Annotated in this window: 21 protein-coding genes; 5 read left to right on the forward strand and 16 right to left on the reverse strand. The window is 39.8% G+C overall.

Going from position 1 to position 19,625, the window contains the following annotated elements:
- The first annotated feature begins 35 nt into the window (after positions 1-35).
- From QM351_RS06085 to QM351_RS06095, 3 genes are all read left to right on the forward strand, one after another.
- Positions 36-2,324, forward strand: coding sequence for a Xaa-Pro dipeptidyl-peptidase (locus QM351_RS06085; protein ID WP_414326988.1), 2,289 nt, complete (start codon positions 36-38; stop codon positions 2,322-2,324).
- 104 nt (positions 2,325-2,428) lie between these two features.
- Positions 2,429-2,923 carry a DUF536 domain-containing protein gene (locus tag QM351_RS06090; RefSeq protein ID WP_003008835.1) on the forward strand — a complete coding sequence of 165 codons (495 nt, stop codon included), beginning with the start codon at positions 2,429-2,431 and terminating at the stop codon, positions 2,921-2,923.
- A 53-nt stretch (positions 2,924-2,976) separates the two neighbouring features.
- Positions 2,977-3,570, forward strand: coding sequence for a 3'-5' exonuclease (locus QM351_RS06095; RefSeq protein ID WP_013904187.1), 594 nt, complete (start codon positions 2,977-2,979; stop codon positions 3,568-3,570).
- A 207-nt stretch (positions 3,571-3,777) separates the two neighbouring features.
- On the opposite strand, the gene QM351_RS06100 is transcribed toward QM351_RS06095, so the two are convergent.
- From QM351_RS06100 to QM351_RS06175, 16 genes are all read right to left on the reverse strand, one after another.
- Positions 3,778-4,077: a YbaB/EbfC family nucleoid-associated protein gene (locus QM351_RS06100; protein WP_003005613.1), complete on the reverse strand. Its 300-nt coding sequence runs from the start codon at positions 4,075-4,077 to the stop codon at positions 3,778-3,780.
- Positions 4,078-4,156: 79 nt separating this feature from the next.
- Positions 4,157-5,308, reverse strand: coding sequence for a tyrosine-type recombinase/integrase (locus QM351_RS06105; protein ID WP_414326991.1), 1,152 nt, complete (start codon positions 5,306-5,308; stop codon positions 4,157-4,159).
- A 1-nt stretch (position 5,309) separates the two neighbouring features.
- The gene (locus QM351_RS06110; RefSeq protein WP_049486003.1) at positions 5,310-5,558 is read right to left on the reverse strand and encodes a DUF3173 family protein; all 249 of its coding nucleotides are present in this window, start codon (positions 5,556-5,558) and stop codon (positions 5,310-5,312) included.
- Positions 5,559-5,574: 16 nt separating this feature from the next.
- Positions 5,575-6,687: a CHAP domain-containing protein gene (locus tag QM351_RS06115; protein ID WP_414326994.1), complete on the reverse strand. Its 1,113-nt coding sequence runs from the start codon at positions 6,685-6,687 to the stop codon at positions 5,575-5,577.
- Between the two features lie 16 nt (positions 6,688-6,703).
- Positions 6,704-6,928, reverse strand: a complete 225-nt coding sequence (locus QM351_RS06120) for a hypothetical protein (protein ID WP_006152844.1) — start codon at positions 6,926-6,928, stop codon at positions 6,704-6,706.
- A gap of 1 nt (position 6,929) precedes the next feature.
- Positions 6,930-8,813: a conjugal transfer protein gene (locus tag QM351_RS06125; RefSeq protein ID WP_414326997.1), complete on the reverse strand. Its 1,884-nt coding sequence runs from the start codon at positions 8,811-8,813 to the stop codon at positions 6,930-6,932.
- An 11-nt stretch (positions 8,814-8,824) separates the two neighbouring features.
- Complete coding sequence (locus QM351_RS06130; protein ID WP_414326999.1) at positions 8,825-11,329, reverse strand: ATP-binding protein; 2,505 nt, start codon at positions 11,327-11,329, stop codon at positions 8,825-8,827.
- Between the two features lie 13 nt (positions 11,330-11,342).
- Positions 11,343-11,753, reverse strand: a complete 411-nt coding sequence (locus tag QM351_RS06135; RefSeq protein ID WP_414327001.1) for a conjugal transfer protein — start codon at positions 11,751-11,753, stop codon at positions 11,343-11,345.
- A gap of 2 nt (positions 11,754-11,755) precedes the next feature.
- Positions 11,756-11,980: a TcpD family membrane protein gene (locus QM351_RS06140; protein WP_135782867.1), complete on the reverse strand. Its 225-nt coding sequence runs from the start codon at positions 11,978-11,980 to the stop codon at positions 11,756-11,758.
- A gap of 9 nt (positions 11,981-11,989) precedes the next feature.
- Entirely contained in the window at positions 11,990-12,985 is a 996-nt protein-coding gene (locus QM351_RS06145; RefSeq protein ID WP_414327003.1) for a conjugal transfer protein, read from the reverse strand.
- A gap of 10 nt (positions 12,986-12,995) precedes the next feature.
- Positions 12,996-13,553 carry a conjugal transfer protein gene (locus tag QM351_RS06150; protein WP_414327005.1) on the reverse strand — a complete coding sequence of 186 codons (558 nt, stop codon included), beginning with the start codon at positions 13,551-13,553 and terminating at the stop codon, positions 12,996-12,998.
- A 1-nt stretch (position 13,554) separates the two neighbouring features.
- Positions 13,555-13,788: a hypothetical protein gene (locus tag QM351_RS06155; protein ID WP_045759896.1), complete on the reverse strand. Its 234-nt coding sequence runs from the start codon at positions 13,786-13,788 to the stop codon at positions 13,555-13,557.
- Positions 13,789-13,802: 14 nt separating this feature from the next.
- Positions 13,803-15,035, reverse strand: coding sequence for a replication initiation factor domain-containing protein (locus tag QM351_RS06160; protein ID WP_414327007.1), 1,233 nt, complete (start codon positions 15,033-15,035; stop codon positions 13,803-13,805).
- Between the two features lie 206 nt (positions 15,036-15,241).
- A complete protein-coding gene (locus QM351_RS06165; protein WP_414327009.1) occupies positions 15,242-16,930 on the reverse strand; it encodes an FtsK/SpoIIIE domain-containing protein in 1,689 nt (562 codons plus the stop codon).
- A gap of 13 nt (positions 16,931-16,943) precedes the next feature.
- Positions 16,944-17,414, reverse strand: a complete 471-nt coding sequence (locus QM351_RS06170; protein ID WP_070659375.1) for a conjugal transfer protein — start codon at positions 17,412-17,414, stop codon at positions 16,944-16,946.
- Between the two features lie 21 nt (positions 17,415-17,435).
- A complete protein-coding gene (locus tag QM351_RS06175; protein ID WP_048789262.1) occupies positions 17,436-17,732 on the reverse strand; it encodes a hypothetical protein in 297 nt (98 codons plus the stop codon).
- Between the two features lie 867 nt (positions 17,733-18,599).
- Between QM351_RS06175 and QM351_RS06180 the strand changes: the two genes are divergently transcribed.
- Positions 18,600-18,938: a helix-turn-helix domain-containing protein gene (locus tag QM351_RS06180; protein ID WP_414327012.1), complete on the forward strand. Its 339-nt coding sequence runs from the start codon at positions 18,600-18,602 to the stop codon at positions 18,936-18,938.
- A gap of 84 nt (positions 18,939-19,022) precedes the next feature.
- Positions 19,023-19,481, forward strand: coding sequence for a hypothetical protein (locus tag QM351_RS06185; protein WP_414327014.1), 459 nt, complete (start codon positions 19,023-19,025; stop codon positions 19,479-19,481).
- The last annotated feature ends 144 nt before the right edge of the window (positions 19,482-19,625 follow it).

The raw sequence follows: 19,625 nt of genomic DNA on the forward strand, positions 1-19,625 counted from the left end.
GTAAAGAAAAAAGAAACTGATAAAAGGAGCAGTCTATGAAATACAATCAATATAGCTATCTATCTGTTGACCAAAAAGACATTCTTAAGGAACTAAAAGAAATTGGGTTTGACCTTCCCACCCACCTCCCAGAAAAAGAACTGTTTGAATGGTTTGTCCGCAAGGTTTACTTCACCTATAAAGATACAGATTATCCCCTCTCTAACCTAGTGGTGGATTCTAAAACAGACTTTTTAACGTATATCCAATCTGACTGCGAATGGTCTCCGAACATTTTTTACACAGTAGCCCTCCAATTACTCGGTTTCCGCTATTTTATTGATTTTGAAGATACGGATAGCTTCTTGAAAGAAGTCCAATTTCCGATTGAGTATGGAAACTTGGTAGAAAACCTCTATCACCTTCTCAATACTCGAACAGTAAAAGGAAATTTACTCATCGATCAGTTGGTCAGCGATGGCTTGATTCCTGAAGATAACCAGTATCACTATTTTAACGGCAAGAGCCTCGCAACCTTTACGAGCCATGATGCCATCCGCGAGGTCGTCTATGTGGAAAGTCGGGTCGATACCGACAAAGATGGTCTGCCAGACTTGGTCAAGGTCAGCATTATCCGTCCTCGCTATGAAGGCAAGATTCCAGCTGTTATGACCGCAAGTCCTTATCACCAAGGGACCAACGATAAGGCCAGCGACAAGGCCCTCTACAATATGAATGTCGACCTCGAGGTCAAAGAACCTCATACCATTCAAGTAGAAGTACCTCAATTAGAATTGGTGGATCCTGTCGGTTCAGCTGAGCTAGTCGATGAAGCTGAAGAAACTCTCACCCATATCAATTCCAGCTATACCCTCAACGACTACCTCCTTCCACGCGGCTACGCTAATCTCTACGTATCTGGAGTGGGGACAAAAGATTCGCAAGGCTTGATGACCAATGGAAATTACCAACAAATCGAAGCCTACAAGAACGTTATCGACTGGCTCAATGGCCGTTGCCGGGCCTTTACAGATCACACACGCAAACGCCAAGTCAAAGCTGATTGGTCTAATGGAAAGGTCGCAACCACCGGGATCTCTTACCTTGGAACCATGTCTAACGGCCTTGCGACCACAGGTGTGGACGGTCTAGAAGTCATCATAGCAGAGGCTGGGATCTCTTCTTGGTACAACTACTACCGCGAAAATGGTCTCGTGACAAGTCCTGGCGGCTATCCAGGTGAAGATTTTGATTCCCTTGCCGAATTGACCTACTCGCGCAACCTTCTAGGTGGAGACTATTTGCACCATAATGCGGCCCACCAAGCCGATCTAGACATCGTGAAAAAAGAGCTGGACCGCGCTTCTGGAGACTACAACCAGTTCTGGCACGACCGCAACTACCTCCTACAGGCGGACAAAGTCAAGGCAGAGGTGGTCTTCACCCACGGTTCCCAAGACTGGAACGTCAAACCCCTTCACGTCTTTAATATGTTCCAGGCCCTTCCAGCAAGCATCAAGAAGCACCTCTTCTACCACAATGGTGCCCATGTTTACCTCAACAACTGGCAATCCATTGACTTCCGCGAAAGCATGAACGCCCTCCTCTCTAAAAGATTGCTGGGCTACGATTCAAGCTATGAATTGCCTACTGTCATCTGGCAGGACAATACAGGAGAACAAAGTTGGACTTCCTTGGATGATTTTGGCAACCAAACAAATCAGCGAACCTTCTCCCTAGGAGACGACGAAAAAGTCATCCAAAACCGCTACGAGACGAAAGATTACGAGCGCTATGGCAAGGCTTATCCAACCTTCTTAACGGACCTCTACCAGGATAAGGCGCAACAAGTGACCATTGATCTTCCAATCGAAGAAGACCTACACCTCAATGGGAAAGCTCGCCTTCACCTGCGACTTCACTCCAGCACCAATAAAGGCCTGCTTTCAGCACAACTCTTAGAGCTTGGAAGCAAGAAATACCTCCAACCCTATCCTGCTGTCTTGTCGGTCCGTACGATGGATAACGGTCGCTACCATATGCTAGACAATTTGACTGAGTTGCCTTTCAAAGAAGCTGGCCAACGAGTCATTTCGAAAGGTTATCTCAACCTCCAAAATCGTCATGATCTCTTAGAGGTTGAGGCTGTGACGCCAGGCGAGTGGATGGAATTTGACTTTGATCTTCAACCAACCATCTACAAGCTCGAAAAAGGAGCGACCCTTCGCCTGGTCCTTTACACGACAGACTTTGAAATCACTGTGCGCGATCAAACCGATTACCAACTGACCATTGATTTAGCACAATCCAGCCTTCATCTTCCTGAAATGACAGAGGCCCACTAATCGTGGTCTCAAGGCTTGCCCTTACTCGGCTTCATTTGACAGCTTAGCCTACTTATGTTACTATCTAATAGAGTATTTCATAGAAAAAGATATTAGAGGAAGTTATGGCGATTGAAAAAACTGTCAGCGAAATTGCTGAAATTTTAGGAGTCAGCCGCCAGGCGGTCAATAACCGTGTCAAGGCGCTGGCTCCAGAAGATACCCAAAAAAACGAAAAAGGGGTTACCGTTGTAACCCGTAGTGGCTTGATCAAGCTCGAAGAAATCTACAAAAAAACTATTTTTGAAGATGAGCCAGTCAGCGATGATGTGAAGCAACGCGAATTGATGGAAATTTTGGTGGATGAAAAAAATGCTGAAATCGTCCGTCTCTACGAGCAACTCAAGGCCAAAGACGAGCAACTCGCTAAAAAAGATGAACAGTTGCGCGTGAAAGACGTTCAAATCGCTGAAAAAGACAAGCAATTGGACCAACAACAACAATTGACTTTACAAGCAATGAACGACCGCGATACCTTGAAACTTGAACTCGAACAAGCCAATGAAAAAGTTCAAGAGCAAGAAAGCAAAGGTTTCTGGGCACGCGTTTTCCGTCGATAATCCGGGGCTGGATCCTACCAGTCCCTTTTCTTTTCTACCACAGGAGATTTCCCATGAAAGCATTAGAAGATTATATCGCCTTCGATCTCGAATTTAACCAATACGAAGGGGCCTATCAGATTATCCAGGTGTCTGCCGTGCGTTTTACGGACGGTAAAGAAGTCGATCACTACGACTCCTACGTCTACACCGATAAGCCCCTAAAAAGCTTTATTAACGGCTTGACTGGCATTACCCAGGACAAGATCCAAAATGCCCCTCAACTCGAGCAGGTCCTCAGTGAATTCAAGGCCTTTGTAGGAGACCGGCCCTTGATCGGATACAATGCCAAAAAGAGCGACCTACCCATCCTACTTGAAAATGGCTTGGATCTAGAAGACCAGTACGCTGTCGATGTCTTTGACGAGGCTTTCGAACGTCGTCCATCTGACCTCCACGGCATTAAAAATCTCCAACTCCACACCGTTGCAGAATTTTTGGGGGTAGCAGGAAAATCACACGATAGCTTAGAAGACGCCCGCATGACAGCTCTTGTCTACGAACAATTCCTCGAATTTGATCAAGGCCGCACCCTCCTTGAAGAGCAAGAAAACTTCTCCACCAACCCCTTCGGAGGCTTGGACTTATCCGGATTTTTTGATGAATAAAAAGAGAGAGTGGGACAGAAATCGGTAATTCGTTAGAATTCGATTTCGTCGTCCCACCTCCGCTCAGTTGAGTAGGGCTGTAAAAGCTGAAGAAATCAGCGTAGTAGAGCCCACTCAACCACTGCGTCTTGCTCAACAATCCAAAAACAATTAAGAGGCTAGGACTTTTGTCCCAGCCTCTTTTGAGTTAATGAAAACTTCCTTTGCTTAAAATGGTAATTTCCCTGCGAAAGCACCGAGTTTTTTCTTGGTTGCAGCATCAATTTCTTCAATGGCAGCATTGATGGCTTGAACCGTCATATCAGAAAGAGTTTCTGTATCTTCAGGATCGACCACTGCGGCGTTGAAATCGATGGAGACAACCTTCTTATCACCTGTAAGAGTTGCAACAACCAAGTCTTGAGCAGATTTCCCTACAAATTGAGTTGCGGCTAATTCCGCTTGGCTTTGCTCCATTTGCTTTTGCAATTTTTGAGCTTGCTTCATCATATTTTGCATATTCATCATAAGATTTTCTAGATTCCTTTCGTATCAAGGGTTTAGACCCTATTGCTTAATTTTTACTGCCCACTTCTGCCCATTTTTTTTAAAAATCGTCAAATGCGTTAGCGACTTCTTTTTGTTGTGATGGGAACAAATGTGAGTAGATATTTATTGTTGTATTGATAGAACTATGTCCTAGTCGTTTCATCAGAGTGAAAAAGATATAATCCTTTCCTTCTCCTCTCCTCAATCCCTGATTTATCAAAAAGGCTACATGTGAATGCCTAAAATCATGGTTTCGAATCAATTTGAAGTCTTCTGGCAATCGTTTCTTGAATGCTGCTCTAAAGTTAGAGACATTCGGAGCAGTCATAGGCTCCCCTGAAAATTGGAAAATCTGCAAATCATCGGTTGAATCAGTTAGCTTAGACAGCCTCTGACTTTGTACTGACTTCCAGGTTTTCAACTCATCCACAAAAGCTTTATGGATATAGATTTCTCTATTTGATTGAGTCGTCTTTACAGATCCAATATGTATTTTCCCATTGCGATAATAGGCTGACTTACGGATCTTAATATATCCCTCGTCAAGAAAAACATCTCTCCAAGTTAAGGCAAGTGCCTCCCCCATACGAATTCCCGTAAACATGAGTACACGATACAGAAGTTTAAAAGGATACTCACTTTCTTCAAAATAAGATTCAAACTCCTTGAATTGTTCAGGAGTATAATAAGACATTTCTTTATGCTTTTCTGGAAGTTTCCGAATGGCATCACATGGATTATCCTGTCTATATCCTTTCGAAATAGCAATATCAAACAACTTATGAACAAAAATCATTTGTTGGTTAATATGCATTGGTGTAAGTGTCCCACCTTTTACACTTGGCTGTTCAATTAGCCAATCTCGATATTTTTTTACATCTTGAATGGTAACTGAAGACATATCAGCGTATTCAAAGAATCGCGATACATATTGGGTATAGTATGAGTTCTGGGTATCTACTGTACCTTTTTTATTTCCACGAAGCTCATCTTCTTCTTTTAACATTACATAAAGAGAGGAAATGGTAAGTTTTTGTGTATTCTGTATCTGATTTAACTTATGGATACGGTAATAAGCCGCATATTCCTCTGCTTCTTTTTTTGTTAAAAAATTAGATTTACGATGTCGTGTACGTTTGCCAGTTAAGGAACTTTTACCATCACTAATATCAACTAGCCACAGTCCATCATCCTGTTTAATTACCGCCATGCTATTTTTCTCCTTCAGTCATGACAGCGTTTTGAAGGTTCCCCTCAATTATATCATTTTTTAATTGTATTTGAAAACCAAGAATGGATTCAACTGTGATAATTGGTACACGTCCAATGCGTTTGTTCTTATACCATTCAAATCCTTCTTGTACAAGCTGGCTCTTAGCTTTTCGTATTAATTTACTAGCTTGTGTTTCAGAATATCCAATCAATTCCATTAAATCATTTTTATCTACAACTTGAATCATCTATATCTATTCCTTTCTAATGTCCTATTACATAGGTAAATTGTTTGGCAGTTTCTGCATCAAATGTGCGGTAACTAATGATCCCTAATCCTTTTACATTACACTCTGAGACGAGAATTGAACCGTCTGATTTGACCTGTTCCACAAATGAAATGTGTCCGTATATTGGATCGGCTCCAGCTTGTCCAGGGTTAAATGATAGAGCAGAGTGTTCTGTTGGTGTATGGGTTGTTGTGAAACCTGGCTTATTCATCCATTGTCCACCATTTCCCATAAATGGATCAAAGTTGACTCCGACTTGTTTTCCACGGTTGAAGACATACCAGGTACATTGTCCCCAAGGATAGGTACTAGTGATATATCCTGTGGTATCAATAGCTATTGTCAGACTGTAACCTACCGGTATATCATTTGAAGTTACTCCTCCACCATCTCTAGTTTTTCCTGTAGTTTGTTCAGGTGCTTTTGGTGTTCCTCCATGTTCATCAATGAAGGCATCCAGTTTTTGCATGGTTTCAGCACGTCTTTTTCCCGATCCTGTAGTATCTGTGAAATAGACTCTACCATCAGTTGCTGGATTGAGTGTTCCATTCGCAAACTTTTTAGCCTTATCATCTTGAATTTTGAAGGTTTGGTTTTTATTCCCAATGATAGTTTGTTGGGTTAGTCCGACAACCGCAACCTCATCATTAAAGTTATTGGCATATTCTGGATTGGAGTCATAGGCCCCAAAACCAAACATATTGGCTCCAGGATTAGTGGCTACCCCAGCAGTTCCAAGGGAACTTTCATTCAGTGCGATCGCAACGATTCCACGGACATCAAGATTAGATTTAGCTTCCCATTCGAGGAGCTTTTTCCCATTAATTCGGTTCCTATCATAGGAGATTCCTAACGTATCTAAAAAGCCATCTAATTGCTCTGCCGTGATACCGAAGCGATGAACCAGTAGGTTGTGAGTATAGGGATCTCCATCTGACCAGTGATCCGCATAAGTCACTCCATTTTGGGATTGGGGTGAGCCATTCGTTCCACCACCTCCGACAGCCCCCATAAGGATAATAATAATGAGGACTGGTAGAAAGAGAGGAATGAGACCAGCTAATAGAAACCATTTTAGTTTTTTCATCGAATCTCCTTTTTAGTTAATGTCTTATATAAGCAGTGAACAAAACAGTCCCAAAACGCCATTTTGCATCTAAAACGACTGAATAGGACTTAGTTTGTAGGATGATTTGGTCTCTTTCTTGTTCTGAGACTGGAAATAAAAGAAGGAAATCGATTGAGCGTTTTCCTTCTTGATAGGCTTGATAAAGAGTTTCTTCAAGAACTCTTGGAAAAGCAGTTCTTGAGCGTATCTTGGTATTCATATCATTCTCCTCTGAGTTGTTTTAAGCGTTCTGTTAATCGATCTCTTCGTTCAATATTGGCTCTTAATTTATCATCTCGTGTCATGGTTTTCCTATAAGCACGAGTGAAGGCATTGGATCCTTGGGCTTTGTACATGGCTTGAGGATCTTTATATTCCTCTAATTTGCGCTCAATACTATTAATGCGGAGTTGTTTAAATGGAGAAATCCATTCTTCTTTAAGAGTTTGGAATTCCTCGCTTGAACTTGATGTTGACTCCGCTGTGATTGGGGATTCCATTGAAGGAGTTGGTCTTTTTTCTTCAACTGGTTTAACCTTCTCAGGAATTGCCTTTGTTTTCGGAATGTTTGGTTCAGGAGTATCTGGATTTGTTGGAGTCTCAAGTGTTTCTGCTGGGAGCACTTCATCAGGTTGGTGCTCTGATTCCTTATTGGTAAAGAAAGAACCAACATTTTGGAAGTGACTCTTGGCATTCATCATCATCCCAGCTCCAAAACCAGCACCTGCTAAGGCAAAGTTCCCAAGGTGTTGAGCAGATGAAAGACTTCTCGATGGTACTTGTGAAGCCACCTCTCTGGTCTTTGTGACCCCTTTTTCAACTTTGTTTCCAATATCATTCGCAACCATTCGTGCTTTAGATCCAAGAATAAATTGGATCAATTCAGCTTTGTATTTCCATAGAAGGAAGTATACAAGTCCTTTTGAGACAACTGAAATGAGTAGTTTAAAGACAAGGCCGAAGATAATCAAAGATGGAAGTGTTTTAAGGATGCCATCAAAACCTGTAATGACAATGTTTTCTATCATTTTTTCAATGTAGAAAACTAAAAGAGTTAATAGACTCGTGATAGCTGGAAAAAGCAGCCCTCCAAACATGACTTTTAGAACTCCAAAAATCAAATCTTGCATTCTTGGTACGAAAGATATTAATAGTACAATCGGAAAGAGCAGGATCATTATCAGGACGAGTATCTGAGCAATAACGTTTAACATCTGAATCAAGATAACGGGTATCGCTAATACAAAGGCTTCACAGATTTTGAAGATGACATAAAACATGCGAGTAAAGATGAAATCTGGCATAGCTGAAACCCAACGGTTCTTTTCACCATCATCATTAGCTCCATTTCCTAGTTCATCTAGATATTTATTGCGATCTTTCGATTTAACTGCTTTAAAGTTTCCATTCTTATCGCCTGTTCCCAATACCTTACTATCATCAAAAGTTTCTTGTTTCCCATCTTGGCTATTCTTATATTTTCCATTTTCTTGACCTGTATTGACAAAGACATATGCTTTATAAGAGGTTTCTGCAATATAGCTATCTGCCATGGAATCGCCAATTTTAATGAATTTATTATTGCCATACTCCACCTTGATATTCGTGATATTTTTAGTGACATCTTGAGAGACATGGTTGATAGTATCAAGTAGATATAGACCACCTGATGTTCCAGCGATTGTTCCAAAATAACTAAAACCAAGGATGAGAACTAGAAAGACATGAAGGAGTGTTCTTGAAAAAGCTCCTTTCGAAAAGAAAAACTGATAAAAGAGATAAAACGCTAGAATCAGAAGCAACATTGAAACGAGTGATTGTTTTGCGACTCCACCAGAACTTGAACCGATGAATCCTTTCCAGATATTCATCGCTCCATTAAAGACATAGTTCTTGTAGTTGGAGTAGAGATCAATCTTTTCAAGAATCCGAATCAGCAAAGAAAAGAAGCCCACCACTGCGTTTAGAATGAAAAAGAAGAAGTTGACGAAAAGCTCATTAATCAGAACCCAAGCCCCGTTAAAGGAAGCAAACCCAGTTGGCTCCATATAGGACTTGAGAGAGAAGATATCGACTCCTCTTAGTTTGTCAAAAGCTTCTTGCATGGATTCACCTCCTAACTAGCGTATTTATTTTCAAGGCTTGATGATACAGTAGCTTTCATTGGTTTTAGAAGCATATCAATATCTTCAAAGATGTTGTGTACGGAAATCATATTGAGATTGCCATAGACGTCATAGTACAGGCATTGGCCAGAGATCATATTGTCAATCCATTCGAGATTGCTTTCAGTGACTTCGAGATTGACGTGTTTTAAGATATCTTCACGTTCAGATTTTTCATAAAAAGCAAAGATAGTCCCAAACCCCGTTGTATCATCGTCATTTTCTGCATCATGTACAGATTGAGTAATCAGTGCCAAGGTATTGTTTTTGGAGCGTCCAATCCGACGCATATTTTTGATAACGGCTTTTCCTTCTGCCGACTTCATAAGAATCCATGCTTCATCAAAGAACTCAATGGTATCTTCATTTTCATTTCGTTCTCCAAAGTGGGTACAGAAGGCACCAAGCGCAAACATGAGGGCAATAGAATTGCGTTCATGATCTGAAATTTTTGTGGAATCGTCCTTTGGTAGTTTGAGGTTATTGACCTCTAGAATGGTCACCCGTGATTCATAGTTAAGTCCTTGAGTGGTTCCATCTGAAAAGGCTAGTTCCAAGATAGAGTTTGTGACAATTGAAGTCAGATAACGACCAACCGAAGCAATTTCAGAGGAAGTGGAGTCTCTCAGCACTTTTAGGACATGTTTAAAACCGACTTTCTCACCAACGACCCGTTTTTCTACAATTGCATTAATAGCTTCTGTGATAGCTGTTTTCTGGTCCATTGTGACATCATCTACAGCTTGTAGTAGAAACTCAAGCATGTTTTTTGCGACCTCTACAGCTTGTTCTTTATCTAGAACGACAATAGGATCTAAGACTCCGTGGTTTGATGGAAGCGAGCTATCTAGTGTCACAAAGTTAAAGTTCTCAATCTGTTTCTTGCGTTCAGGATAGAGATATGCAAATTCAGGTGAGTTGATCACTTCTTGATAGTGATTTCTAAGTTCACGTTTAGGGTCAATATAAAGTGTCTTGACATTCTGTAAAGCCACACTTAAAAAGATGATCTGAGCAAGGAAGGATTTTCCTTGACCTGTTGCGCCCGTAATAATGATGTGCGGGTTCTTGGTAATCTTTCCAGCGATATCTTCCTTATTTCCGACTGTCGCATTGTAGAGGACAATGTTCTTTGAGGAATCAATAGCTTTCGCAATATTGTCCCAACGTCCTGTCCAGTTGTCTACTCGGCCGATATACCAACCGATACGGTTCCCAGAAGAGGTATTGGTGAAGGGCATGAGTTCTGAAAATCCACGAGCTGTGACCATATGTGTCCAAGTACGAGTTTTCTTTTGGAGGTTTTCTCCATAAAGCAGCGCTTGAAAGAGATAAGGTCCGTCTTGAGAGGCTTCACTAATTTCAACTCCCATATCGTCAAAATAGTTTAAAACCACTTGTCGTCTTTGTCGTAGTTGGTTCACACTAGAAGCAGAGACGATAAAATAGGCTCCATATTCGATGATATCTTCCTTATTTCCGACTTTCTTCATTAAGTCTTTCAAGGATATAGAGCCCATGATGATCTCGTCTTGTTGGACAGTATCGGTATTTTCTGCCTCTTCCATGATATTCCGATAACGAGTATTGGAACGTCCCATTCGACCTTTGATCTTACCAGTATCAATGAATTCTGCCTTAATTCGTAGCTCAACGGGAAAGTTTAAGCGTTGGATAAATTCGCCCAGGTGAAAACCATTGAATTGAACAGGAAATTTACCAACCGGAAGAATCGTCACAAAGGAAGATCCATAAGGGCTTTCTAGCTTGAGGAAGCCACCTTTTAAAACTTTAATCAAGGTATCTGTGATATTGAATTGAGCACGATTGGCGAGCACCTCCTTCTTGTAGTGAGGAATATAGCGGAGGTATTGCATCCGCTGGTAATAAAAGAGTTCTTCATTGGATAAACGCTTTGCCCGAAGAACTGAGAAGGCTTGGAAAATGGTGAATTCATCACTTTTATAGTCTTCATACCAGGTGGGACTTAATTCATATTCATAGCCAAGGCCTTTAGCGATTTTTTCAGTGAGCTCATTAAAGCTCTCATAGGCCAAGTCTTTGACGGTAGCCCCATGATTTTGTTTGCGTAAGGTCACGCCCACAACCCAGTCAAACTGATAAGGAATCTCCATTTCATCTGTTAGGCGATCCACCGTGTAAAGAAGAAGTTCTTCTCCTAGTTCACGACTGTCATCTGCTAGAGCGTCTGAAAAGTCTCGCATTTTCTCTTCTAGAAGATAGTCTTTAGGAATCAGAGATATTTCAAAGAACTTGTTTTTCTGGAGCTTCTTCATCATTTGAGCAACCGTAATTTTGTGTTTGCCCTTTTTTTCATCATCCGTAATCGTGATAGGAGTGTTTGGAATACGGTAATAAGCAACGACTGTTTGATCTTTTTTGAGAGCTAGATTTTCATGTGTTTCCCTAATAGGATAAGTTAAAGTAATACTCATATGTCCTCCTTTTCTATAGATTTGTTTTTTCAAAGACAATTTCTTCTACAGGCTCTATTCGATCTTCGTGGTAGATAGCTTCTTTGTTTAGCTTAAAATCCCAGAAGTAAATCAGGTAATCTCCTATAAAGACGTGCATCTTTTTACCGTGAGGCTCGTATTCAGTATAAAATTTAGCCAATTTATAAGGGAGATACCAATAGAGCAAGAGAGAAATTGAGTGAGTGATTTTTGCGAGTGGCACAAAGATAAACCCTCCAAAGAGTAACATGGCCACAGAAACGATGATAAAGACAATGAAAAAGGACAACTGCATCGGTGTCGCAAAGTACCATAATCGAGTGCCCTTTTTTGTCTTAATTTCTTGGATCCAATAAGGTGCATTTAGGCCCTTACTGTAATCATAAAGTCTTTCTTCTTTCATGATTAAAGTCCTGTTTCAACTCCAAAAAGACGCAGGAACCAGCCGACTGGTTTTAGGATTTCTTGTCCTTTAGCCATCGAAACAATGACGGCATAGAAACCAACGACGTAGAAAAGCTGGAGCCAGGAACTATTTCGCCAAGCCTTTATAGCTAATGTTACAGCAATGGCTGTCAGGATCCAAATTCCATCGCCCTGGAGGAAGGTTCGTAGATTGTCTGTATTCATAGAGTTCTCCTATTCTTTATCATTTGCATAGTTTAGTGGAATGGTGTGTTCCAGTTTTGTGACATAGTAGGTTTTTTCTTTTTCTGAGAGGGTAAAGGTGAAGTTTTCTGAATGAGTGGTTCCTCCAACCTCAAAGGTTGCTTGAACATAAGCGATTAGATTCTGACCGTCTTTTTTTAGATAGGTATAATCAATTGTTTTGAAGGTGGTATTGGCTATAATATCCACATCCTTAGCAATCAGATTAAGGTTATCTTGGTTAGTAGTATAGTTGGTAAAGAATACTTTGAGGAATTTTTCCACCTTCTTTCGCTCGCTGTCTGAAAAATGATCGTTAGCGGTTAGTTGAAGCTGATCGTCTTCGCTAAAGTGTCCAGCTTGTGAGGATTCAATAGCAGAAAACCAAGGAAGACCAGAAATATAATATTTCCCATCCTTTTCATCAAATGGAATATTGAAACCTGTCACAATTTCTTTTTCTTCTGTGTTATTATCCCGGCGGATAGTCTCCTTGTATTTGATCTTATAGGTCGCAACCTTCCCTTCTACAGTCACTAACTGAGAATAGAGAAGCTCACTAGGATTTCGAACTTGACCTTGAGCTTTCACATCAGGAATGAAGTTGTAAAAGCTGTTTAAGTAGTCCACTTGAGCTTGTTGTTTATCTCCTTCCTGTGGAAGGGTGAAATAAGCGTAGACATAGTCGTTCAAGTAGTACTGGAGCTTGTAGTCGTATTTTCTACTAGACTCCATTGGCTGTGCCTTTTGTTTTTTAGTAGCCTCCACTTGAGCTTGTAGTGTTCCTACTTTATTTGATAGTGTGATAGCACGAATAGATCCCAAGAGACCAACAAAAAGGAGGAAAGCAATTCCTCCTATGACTGCAATATTGACGGTCTTTTTATTGGTGACTTTTAGTTTTGGTGGGCCTCCTTTTTTCTCCACCTTTTTAAAGTGTGAGAGATATTCTTTTGCTTGAAGCAAGTAGCGTTTGGCTTTATCCATAGATCCTCCTTTAGAGACCAGCAAGCTCAATGAGCTTGGATCCTTTTGCATAGAGGCGCTTATTGGCTTTTTCGATCTCACCATTAATGTAATAGTAGCCTCGTAGCTCAGTTTGGAGCTGTTCGATCAAGTCAGGTTTTAGATCCTTGGCTTCTTCTTTTTTAAGGAGACTATTTAATTCTCCAGCCTTGGTCCAAGCCTCTCTGTGATCTTTCTTTTTAAGTAATTCTCCCAGTTCATTCGTGACTTGAGAGACTTTCTTTTCAAATGTTGTTTTCGTTGCCATTTCAATTTCCTTTCTAAATTTTTCTTGATTGTCTTTGATGGTCTTTTGGATATAAGTAATGAGTGAGGGGCGCATTTTTTTATTTACGCTCAACACTTGACCATCTAGCGTGAAACAGGCATGTTCATAGGTATAAAATCCTCTACTGTCTGGAAGTTCTTCTGTACACCTACCAGCACATTCGTAGTAGAATTCCTTGCCTTTTCGTAAGAGGATGTACATATGCCAGAATTCTTGTTCTGGAAGAAGCAGAAAGTCTGCTTGATAAATCTTCTTCAGCATCTTAAGAAGCCTCTAGCAGATCATCGTAGCCTAGAGCTTGGTAGATAAAATCTGAATCAAACCAGAGCCAGTCATTGATTTGTCCTTCTGTTGGCGTATCACCAGAGAAGATATCTTCACAAATGACGGTTAGAGTATCTACTCCACCACGTTCACGGACAGTGTTTAAGGTAGTTAGTCCACCAGACCAGGCTTTAAAGTTGTCTAGTGAATTGATTTGAACTTTGTATTCCATATAGCTTTTCCTTTCTAGTGTTCATAGTGTTTATTAGTTTTGAGAAGTCGTAACATGGCTTTTCCTCGGTCTGTGATCTCCCCACTATTTTGAATCATCTTCATGTATTCTGTTTGCAGGATTTTATCTGCTTCAGTGACTAGTGCAAGGGAGTTAGCAACTTGATAGGTCAGCCAGCGAATGGTTCGCTCAATGCTATAAGGTTGAGGGTTGGTTGAGAGTTTCAAGGGTTCGACTCCTCCAAAGAGTCGTTGCCATTTTTCATCGGGTTTGTAGGCTCCAAATTGATTTGTTCCGTCATAGACTTGGATTTCTTTGTTTATGATGCCTCTAGCAATTTCACCCAGATCGACACCAGCGATATATTCTTCTACAACACCTTGAGCCTTCTGGTCTGAAAAGCGGAGTTCGTAGCGATTCCAGATACCAAAAATCTCCAAGGATTCGTCCAAGGAGATATTTTCCATTCGTGCTATTTCATAGCGCTTTTCATAAAAGTTGAAATAGAGCTGACTTTGACGACTCCCAAAGTAAATGGATAAGCCGTGATTGGCTTCCATATCTTCGTTATCAGTGAAGGATCCACCTCCAGTGATATTCCATTTTTTGAGAGTATCAAGGACAATCTCTTTGGCATGGAGTTTCTTTATCAAATCTGGTATTAGAATTTGTTGGTCTTCGTATCCATAACCCTTATAGAGTTCATCAAGGGCGATATCTAGGCGTTTAACTCGTACATCCTGATAGGAGTAGAGGATATGTTGGAGAAAGATTTGCCAGGTGATTCCCTTGTGTTCTAAGATAACTTCCATCTCACGGCATCCTTGGCCGGAAAGTTGAAGGCAGACTTGGTAGTCATTAGTAATCCCCTTATCAAAGAAATCAAAGATCCAGATGTTTCCTCTTTGCCAGAGATGTGTATAGTTCATGAGACGTGTTTCTTGTTCAGTAAACTCACTCAAGGGGCAGTGAAGGAAATTCTCACAAAAGTCATCTAAATCTTTGAGTCTTGGGAAAGACAAGCGGAGGTAGTCAATCTGAGCTCGAAGGCTATCTCGTTCACAGTCTTTGTGGTAACCCAGTTTTTCTTTTAGTTCTCTAAACTTCTCAATCGTTAGTCCTCTTTCGCCAGCTTCATAAGACCGATAGGTTCTAGTTGGAAGATCCACAGCTTGTGCAAAATCTTTTTGGCTAAGTCCTGTCTGTTTACGGAATTTCTTAATATGAAAAGGACTAATTTTGTCCATTCATTAGACCACCTCTTTCTAACTAAGTGACACACTTTTTTGACGAAAGTGACACACTTTTTAAAATTCGAAAACCCAACTCCCACAAGGAATGAGGAGGGGTTGATATGGCGTTTTTACCAATTGTAACCCCCCTATTAGAAAACGGGGGTTCATTGTCATCATGGGCCAGGAACGGCGGGCTTCGGTCTTCGCCTGACCTGCGGTCAGGCTTGCCCTTGCCCTTGTCCTAGCTCATGATGACTGACAATCGCTTCAATAGCTTTCGGATAAGACTTCCGCCCATCTTCCTCAAATCGAGTGATTGTTTCAAGAAGTAACTTTTCTTGGAATGGTTCAATGAGAATAGCGGAATCAGTACGTTCAAATGAGATCCCGTGTTCTTCCATATAAGGGATGATTTTTCGAAGGGTTTGCATCTTTAGATCGTGCTCATCCGAAAATTCTTTGAGTGTTCTCTTGTTTGGTTCGCTTCTTTTAGCCTCCTCTTCCTCTATAGGATCAATTGTTTCAACTGGTGGTTTATATTCTTCAAAGACTGAAAACTCTTCTCCTTCAAATTCCATAATCGGGATTTTAGCGTATTCATCATAGAAAGAAAAGCCCTGGTCAAGTGGAATATAAGGCGAATAAAACTCACCAGCTAGATTCCCGCTTGAAGCAATATAACCACGACCGACCACTTTCACTCCATTAATTTCGTCCAGTTTTTTAAACTCTTTGGTTTTATTGGCATCCCCAAACATCATGTCATAGCCTGTTGATTCCAAATGACCGACGGAAAGACGCATCATGAAGTTGTCCCGAAGAGAAGTCTTGATATATTCCCCATCAGGCCGTTGCATGGCAAAGATCACGTAGACTCCAGCTTGACGACCCTCTAGAACGATTTGAGTTAGATATTCCATGAGTTCCGACTGTTGGCTATAGTCACGGTCAATCTTGGCCATGAGAGCTGCCCATTCATCTACTAGAAGAAATTTAGGTTTTAAGTTGTAATGGGTGTAATAAGTGCCTGGTCTATAGTCTGGAAAAGACGTTAAGATTTCATAGCGCTTTTTCATAAACTCTACATTTTCTCTAAAACAATTGATGATGTCCTCTTTGCTAGAATAGACTCTACCGTGGAAGACTGGAAGTTTCTTTAAAGAGGCTAAATCAGAGTTTTTTGGATCACAAATATCTATATAGCCGACTTTTAATAAAGCATAGATAATGGACATGAGAGTGACGGTTTTTCCTCCTCCAGTACCTCCACCAACAAGTAGGTGAGAGTCTTTGACATAGTCCCAGTAGACATCTTTCATAAGACGGATCTTTGAGCCTCTCACTTCAACTTGATTAATTGAAATGCGACTCTCAATCCTATTGATGGCGATTTTGTATTTGATAAACCGTTTGTCAAAACTCTTATCACGAAAGTCCCCATTAAACATGACTTCAAGAGTAGAGCCAAGGTTTAAAAATCGATCTTGAAATTTGTTTCCTTCCAAGATGAAACTGACTTGAAGCTCATAACGACTTTGTTTGAGGTAGACTTTTGGAAGTGTAATTTTTTCAACCATGCCTTTCTCTCGTTTGACTTTCTTGACCAGGTATAGGTTATTCTCTAGCAAAAAGCGAGAGAGAATTCGAAGACTATTGAGCTTTTGAAAGAAGAGGATCTTCTCATAACAGAGGTAATTGACCCCCAAAGAAAGAAGAGCCGACAGTAGAACTCCTACTCCAATGAAATATCCTTGAGGTAAGGGATGAACTTTTAATTCCTCTAAATGAAGGTAGGCATAATAGATAGAAGCTAACAAAAAAGGAAACCACCAGATAAACCATGTGATTCCCTTGATATTGCGATGAAAAGCGTGAACTCTTTTCCCACGATAGGTAAAGAGTTTCATGAGTGATCACCTCCTAATTATCTTTCTTGTTTTCTGTTTGTTTCACTTCCTTAGTTTCCTTGACTGGAGTAGCTCCCCCTTTCTTTTTGATTTTTGAGGCAAAGAGTTTAAAGATATCCCGATTATTCACGTGAATATGGGCGAAAACAATATCTTCTAGTTCAACCTCTTCACGGTATTTAATGCCCAGGTCTTCAATTTCAGACTCTGACATGTCTGCGATAGTGAAAAAGAGGGTTTCGTGCTGGACAGAAGAATGAATCCCTACGACGATTCCACGGATCTCGCCTGTATTGACTTGGACAAATGATCCATCAGGATTTCGTTGCGATTGATCTACTTCAAAGATGACTTCAGGACCTTCAATGCCTCGGAAAGTCAATTTCCCAAGGATTGCCGGGACATCTAGTCCGTCTGTGATGACACGATAAGTCTTATCCGCAATTTGTAGTTTTTCTCCGTAGTTTAATCCAATTTTAGCCATGTAATTTTCTCCTTTTATTTCTTATTTTTTAAGTACCAATTTTTCCGCAAAAACATTGCGGTAAGGTGCAACATTCTTACCGTTTAAAATAGTGTCTGAGAAAAAGATTGGGTTAACCGCTTCTACTAGAGCATCTTCTGGAAAGACCGTTGTAGAGGCTGGTGTGATGACATGAAAGGCTCCGTGCTCTGCGCTGTTTAGAATGTGACGTTGGTATTTTCCTTTTTTACCAAATACAGACTGAGGAGCTTTCCCCAATTTTTCATAATAAGCTTGACCAATAAATTCTGGTTTCATTTTTAGTGTTTCTGGAATCATAGGATTCTCCTTTCAAATTTTAAGTAAAAGAAAAAGAGTTAAGCTAGTTTCTTAACTCTTGAGTAATAGTGATTAAAAATTTTGCGTTTATACATGCGACTATAGAGATCAATATCTCCATAAGCAAATCCTGTTTCTTTTGCCTTAGAGGCTAAGTGATCGATATCTACCAGGGCTTGGCTATATAGTTTAGCTAAGAGACTTTCTGAGCTATCAAACATCCCATAGGTAAAGAGATAGTTTTCATAGAGTCGCTTACACTGTAATGCGAAAAAAGTTTGTCATATCATTCTCCTTTATTGTAATAAGTAAAAAAGCTACTAAGTGAAAAAAGGAAAGAACTTAGTAGCTTGAGAGTAGGTCTATCTTTTAGATAGACAGCAGTAAAGAAAAGTTATTTGGTTGAAGGATCCCTCCTTCACGGTGGCAACGTTTAGCAAGGTGCTTTGCATCAATTACCATCGCTTTCCCAGCCAATCTCTTCAGGTAGTCATGATCATACCTAAGGGATTCTCTTACGCCCTTTGGCGAAGCCAGTTCACTTTACTATTCGGAAAAGTGCGAAAGTCCGAAATGCGTGGAAGCCCACAAGAATGTTTTATATCTTCACTTCAACCATAAAACGGACTTGACTTTTGATATCAAATAAATTACAATAAAGGTACGAAGTTTAGTGTAGTTTGATAGTCAGTCCTCTGGTTGTCAGACGCACTTTTTATTTAATTGTCAATGATCATAATGCCGATAGCTAGGTATTATTATTTTTAAATCCGATATAACCATCAGCTATATTTATATTATATAACCGTTAGTTATATTTGTCAAGAGATTATTTTAAAAAATTAAAAATATTTTTAGAGGTCAAAAATGGAATTTTCGGAACGCTTAAAAACCCTTCGGAAAGAAGCTAGACTCACTCAAGTCGATGTAGCTGAAAAACTAGGAATTTCCCAACCAGCTTATGCTTCATGGGAACGTGGGGTAAAAAAACCAACACAAGATAATTTAGTTAAGATCGCTCAAGTTTTGAATGTTTCAGTTGACTATTTAGTTGGAAACTCAGAAGAAAAATTAGATGATTTAGACAATATTGAATTCCTATTTCGTATGAATTCAAAAGGACTAACAGTTGAAGAAAAAGAAATCTTTAAAAAAGAGCTGATTGAGTTTATGGAAAAAAGGAAACAGATGTTTAATAAGAAATAATTTTTATTGGTTAAATATTAATTGAACTATTTTGTAGATATTGAAAAATTAAATAGAAATTTGATTTATTAAGGGAGATAGAAAATGGGAAATGAAAAAAAATCAATAGTGAAGAAGTATCATTTGGGAATTTTTATTACGTTAATACTTATGTTTCCAATAATAATGAAAATAATACAACACATCGTTTTAAAAGGATTTATTGTAGAACAAAATGCTTTTAAAACAGCAATTAATATAGTTGTTCAAAACTTTTCTTTTTATGCTACTGCATTGAGTATAACTTTTACAGTTTTTGTATTTAACCAAACTGAACATCAGAGATTAGAAACTGAACACAAATTGAAAGAAAAGGAAATTGAACAGCTAAAAGATAAGTATAGGCCTACTTTCGTTATTGAAGAAGAAAATGAAAGTAATAAAATAAAATTACTTATGAGAGATAATAATCTTTATTTAGAAGATATTACATATTATAGTGACCCTAATGATCTTAAATATCCTTTAAAAATTGCTAATTTGTGTTCAGTTTCTAATCTCTGATGTTCAGTTTGGTTAAATTGCGCGTCAGCAAAGCTAACACCTTTCCACTCATCTCCTGTTGCGGCAAGTTTTTCTTCAACGAGCGTACCGAAGTCTTTTCCGTTGGCTTGCACAAATGTAGGTGGAACTAGAAGTGTACGAAGA

It is taken from the genome of Streptococcus parasanguinis (genome assembly GCF_047465465.1).
GTDB classification, from domain to species: Bacteria; Bacillota; Bacilli; order Lactobacillales; family Streptococcaceae; genus Streptococcus; species Streptococcus parasanguinis_AI.